The 3,692-nt window shown below is 66.5% G+C and carries 4 protein-coding genes; 2 read left to right on the top strand and 2 right to left on the bottom strand.

Features of this window, described 5'->3' with window-relative positions:
• Positions 1-136 precede the first annotated feature (136 nt).
• Positions 137-1,066 carry a RimK family alpha-L-glutamate ligase gene (locus tag ACIRA7_RS15730; protein ID WP_396221784.1) on the bottom strand — a complete coding sequence of 310 codons (930 nt, stop codon included), beginning with the start codon at positions 1,064-1,066 and terminating at the stop codon, positions 137-139.
• Between the two features lie 451 nt (positions 1,067-1,517).
• Here ACIRA7_RS15730 and ACIRA7_RS15725 point away from each other — a divergent pair, with 451 nt between their 5' ends.
• Positions 1,518-1,913, top strand: a complete 396-nt coding sequence (locus ACIRA7_RS15725; RefSeq protein WP_396221783.1) for a hypothetical protein — start codon at positions 1,518-1,520, stop codon at positions 1,911-1,913.
• Here the strand turns inward: ACIRA7_RS15725 and ACIRA7_RS15720 are convergent.
• Entirely contained in the window at positions 1,864-2,805 is a 942-nt protein-coding gene (locus ACIRA7_RS15720) for a hypothetical protein (protein WP_396221782.1), read from the bottom strand. The genes ACIRA7_RS15725 and ACIRA7_RS15720 overlap by 50 nt on opposite strands.
• A 343-nt stretch (positions 2,806-3,148) precedes the next feature.
• On the opposite strand from ACIRA7_RS15720, the gene ACIRA7_RS15715 reads away from it, so the two are divergent.
• Positions 3,149-3,556, top strand: a complete 408-nt coding sequence (locus ACIRA7_RS15715) for a hypothetical protein (RefSeq protein WP_396221781.1) — start codon at positions 3,149-3,151, stop codon at positions 3,554-3,556.
• Positions 3,557-3,692 lie beyond the last annotated feature (136 nt).

Raw genomic sequence — 3,692 nt, 5'->3', positions numbered from 1 at the left:
TGCGCGATGGCGCGATCCTGCAGCGCATCATGGTACCGCGCGATCGCGGATGTGGACATAAAACGTTGGTGAGATTTGTGACCAGCCCGGGAGCCGTCGTGTACACGTCGATTCCCTTCCCCGTACTCCCTCGCCCTTACCTCGCGGTGGCGGTCTCCCCGATCGGCACGCCCGTCGGGAGCGTCCGCGGTGCCGTCGCCAGCTTGATCGCGAGGTCCGCCATGTGCTCCACGACCCATTCAAAATACGTCGGGGTGAGCGAATTGATGTCCATGTCGGGGGCCGGGTTCATGAAGTCGATGGCGTACGGAATGCCGTCCTTTACGGCGAACTCGACGGTATTCATGTCGTAGCCGAGGGCCTTGCACAGCGTCAGCGAGTCCTTGATGCAGCGGGCCTCGAGCTCCTTGCCCAGATAGCCCGGATCCGGGATGTACCGGCGCTCGCGGGGGTCGTAGGGCATCGGCAGGACTTCGTCGCGTCCGAGGGCCATGCAGCGTACGTAGGCGTCCCACTTGATGAACTCCTGGACGACCATCGTGAGCAGTCCACTGTTGTTGTAGTGGTGGATCAGCTCCTCCATGGTCTCGCAGATGTACACATCGCGCCAACCGCCGCCGTGGGCGTCCTTCAGCACACAGGGAAACCCGATGTACTCGGCGATCCCCTTCCAGTCGAGCGGGTAGGCCAGGTTGCGCAGCGACTCGGTGTGGGAGATCCCGGGGATGTAGTCCTTATTCGGCAGGACCATCGTTTTCGGATGGGCCACCCCGTGCTGGATGGCGACCGTCGCATCGTAGAACTTGTCGTCCGCCGACCACATGAAGGGGTTGTTGACGACCGTCGTGCCCATGCGCGTCGCGTGCTTGAGGAAGGTCCGGTAGAACCCGACCTCGTGCGAGATGCGGTCAATGATCAGCGAGTAGGGGACGTCCTGCCCCATTCGCGTGGCATCGAGCGTGATGTAGTCCGCGGTGACACCGGACTGCCGGCGTGCCACGGCTTCGAGAAAGGCGGGAGGAAACGACCATTCCCGGCCGACGAGCAATCCGATCCGAGGTTCCATCGACACTGTGTACTCCGGTTGAGGTGCGCGTGATGAGCGGAGAATGCGCCCGCGCGAGCGACTCCGCCATGGGCTTGCCTGTTTCAGCCCCGGCACGGCCGAGCTCGCCCGGCTCGCACCACGTCGGGCCGTTCAGCCGTGTTTGCAAACAACATGACAGCAGGTTTGTGACAATCGATAGTGTGGATAAATTACCCGGCGCCCCCCCACAAAAGCCGAGGCTCACGGAATCACTTTTCCACAGCCGCCGGAGCGCGATCCACTGTTCGGACGACGACTTAGCGGGTTATCCACACGGATTTCGACGCATATCAACAACTGTGTCAACAACTTAGCGTGTTCCGGTCGTATTGCGCGAGCGCATGGATCGTCATAACATCCTCGACCACCGCTGATCGGATTCACGTCCCGAAGCCGGTGCTCACGTTTCTGCCCTTTCTGGAAATCGCGCATGCACGTCGTCGCCTGTAACGCCCCGCTCGGCTCCGTCGATCCGGCTCCGCTCACATCCCTGCCTATCCACATGGGCTCGGACAGCGATCGGGTGACCGCGTTTTGGGGCAACGACGACCAGTACCTGGTCTGCGTCGAGGGGACGGCCGGGCGGGCGTGGTACCGCATCGAGGCGGACGCGTGCGAGCCGGAATCTGATGAAGCGACGCGAATCGCCATCGGGAGCATGATGGCCGACATCATCCCGCTTGGCGCAGGGCGGATCGCCTTTCCGGTCGGGAGCAGCGGACGCCGCGTCTATCGCGTGTGGCGCGCCGCCCAAGGCGCCGCCAAGGGCGGGCGGACTAGAATCCTGGGAGTTCGAGCTGGGCGGTCACGCCGCCTGCCAGCGTAACGCCGGCAGCCTGCAACCACGCCAGCAAGACGTCCTGCCCATGATCTCCAGCCATTGCCGAGCGCGCCGCGCTGAGGTGCAGTCGAAACTCGCCCGAGACATCGGGCAGGGTTCGACGCAGCACCGCGACGGTGAGGAGTTCGGTCGCGTCGGCCAGGTGACGGATCGCGAACTCGGTCATCCGGGCGCGCAGCGCGGCGGTGTTCAGAACCGGCCCCTCGCCCGGCACCTCGTGATCGGCGCGCCGCTCGCGGAAGGCGGCCAGTCGATTGCGCGTGGCGAAGAGCATCGGCAGCTCCCCAGCGGCGCTGTCGGCATGCGCGGCCACCGGAGCGCCCAGCAACCCCAGCCACGCCATCCACAGCGTCCCGCGGGCGTACGCCTCCCACGGCTCATGTTCCAGGCGGCCAGCGGCTTGATGAACGGTCTCGGTCACCGACGTGCGGACCTCCCACCAGCGGACGTACGCGTCGGTCTGTCGCGAAACGAGCGCGAGGGCGCCCAGCTTGAGCGCCCACTTGACCGCCGACTCACCATCGTCGACGGGCGGCCGGAGCGCCGCCGAGCAGCGGAAGGCCCGGGCTGCCCCGAGGGCCAGAACGGCTTGGGCGAGATCCCGGCCGGCACTGGGCGTGGGCTGCAGCGCCGCATCGAGCTGCCCCAGCGCGGCCAGTTCGTAGGCCGTGCCGAGCAGCGCCAGACCGTCGGCGATCGGTTCGCCAAGGCCGTCCCCCGGCCGCAGGGCGGCCGCATCGGCCCGCTCCAGCAGCAGGACCCGCCGCTCGCCGGGAATCGCGGCGACGGCCCAATGATCGTCGAGAACGGTTCTGGCCAGTTCCGCCAGCTCCTTCGCCGCACGATCACGTTCAGCTACCGGGGTGAGGACGTGCATCCAGCCTCCTTCAGCGGAGCGCTCGAACCGTACCCTGTCCGACACCCGACGTGGTGTGGGAGCAGGCCTCCGACCTCTGATCGACGTACACGCCGGCGACGACCGGGTGACCGATCGACACCGTTCAGCTCCGCGCCCGCGCGCTGCTAGGCGTCCATTCGGCGCGGAAAAACCGCCGAACCACGAAGCAACTGCAGTAACCAACGCTATAGCATGCGGTTATCCCGCTTGCACCGCATCGCCACTACTGTCGCATTTAGGTAACAGGTCCGCTCCTGTCAAGAGCTAACTCGGGTGAAACCCGCGTAAACCGCTGACAGACGGCACTTTCCGGAGATTTCGCGTGGGATTTGAGTCATCACAGGTGGCGCGGCGCCGATTGGCCGCTCTGGCGTCAAGCAATGGTCGGGTGCAGGAAGCATTGTCGGCGTCGGCGTTTCCGGGCATGTGGGACACGCTGGATCAGCAGCCGAATCAGGCGCAGCACCACGACCGTGAGGTTCCGCTCAGCGCCGGCTCCCACGGCAGTGCCTTGGTGCGCCACCTGGACGATCTGGCGCAGGACATCGTTGCCATCCCCGGGGCCGGTGGTGCGCTCCTCGCGGCCTACGCGGCGCAGGCTCGCGCGCTCTCGATGGTCGTCGAAGCCGCCAAGCGGGCCGGTGGTTCACCCTTGCCGGCGTCCGTGCTCATGGCGGCCCAAGAGGCGCTCTCGACCCCGTCGCCCCTGCCCGGGCTGGTGATCGGGTGACGCGCCTCCCGCTGCGTGCCGTCATCGCGGCAGCGGCGGTGCTGCTCACGACGGCGTCGACCCGCCATCTCGGCGCGCAGTCGTCCGGCGACGCGGTCGTGCTCTGGCGAGCCGGTCGCGCCCTCGCCCTCCGCGG

Origin of the sequence: Gemmatimonas sp. (assembly GCF_044376735.1) — a bacterium.
Classification (GTDB): Bacteria; Gemmatimonadota; Gemmatimonadetes; order Gemmatimonadales; family Gemmatimonadaceae; genus Gemmatimonas.
Note: the sequence above shows the minus strand (reverse complement) of the source record. Positions and strands in the feature narration are given on the sequence as shown.

Excerpts from the sequence above, each read along its gene's own strand:
- ACIRA7_RS15730 (WP_396221784.1), bottom strand. The coding sequence starts at position 1,066 with ATGGAACCTCGGATCGGATTGCTCGTCGGCCGGGAATGGTCGTTTCCT.
- ACIRA7_RS15725 (WP_396221783.1), top strand. The coding sequence starts at position 1,518 with ATGCACGTCGTCGCCTGTAACGCCCCGCTCGGCTCCGTCGATCCGGCT.
- ACIRA7_RS15720 (WP_396221782.1), bottom strand. The coding sequence starts at position 2,805 with ATGCACGTCCTCACCCCGGTAGCTGAACGTGATCGTGCGGCGAAGGAG.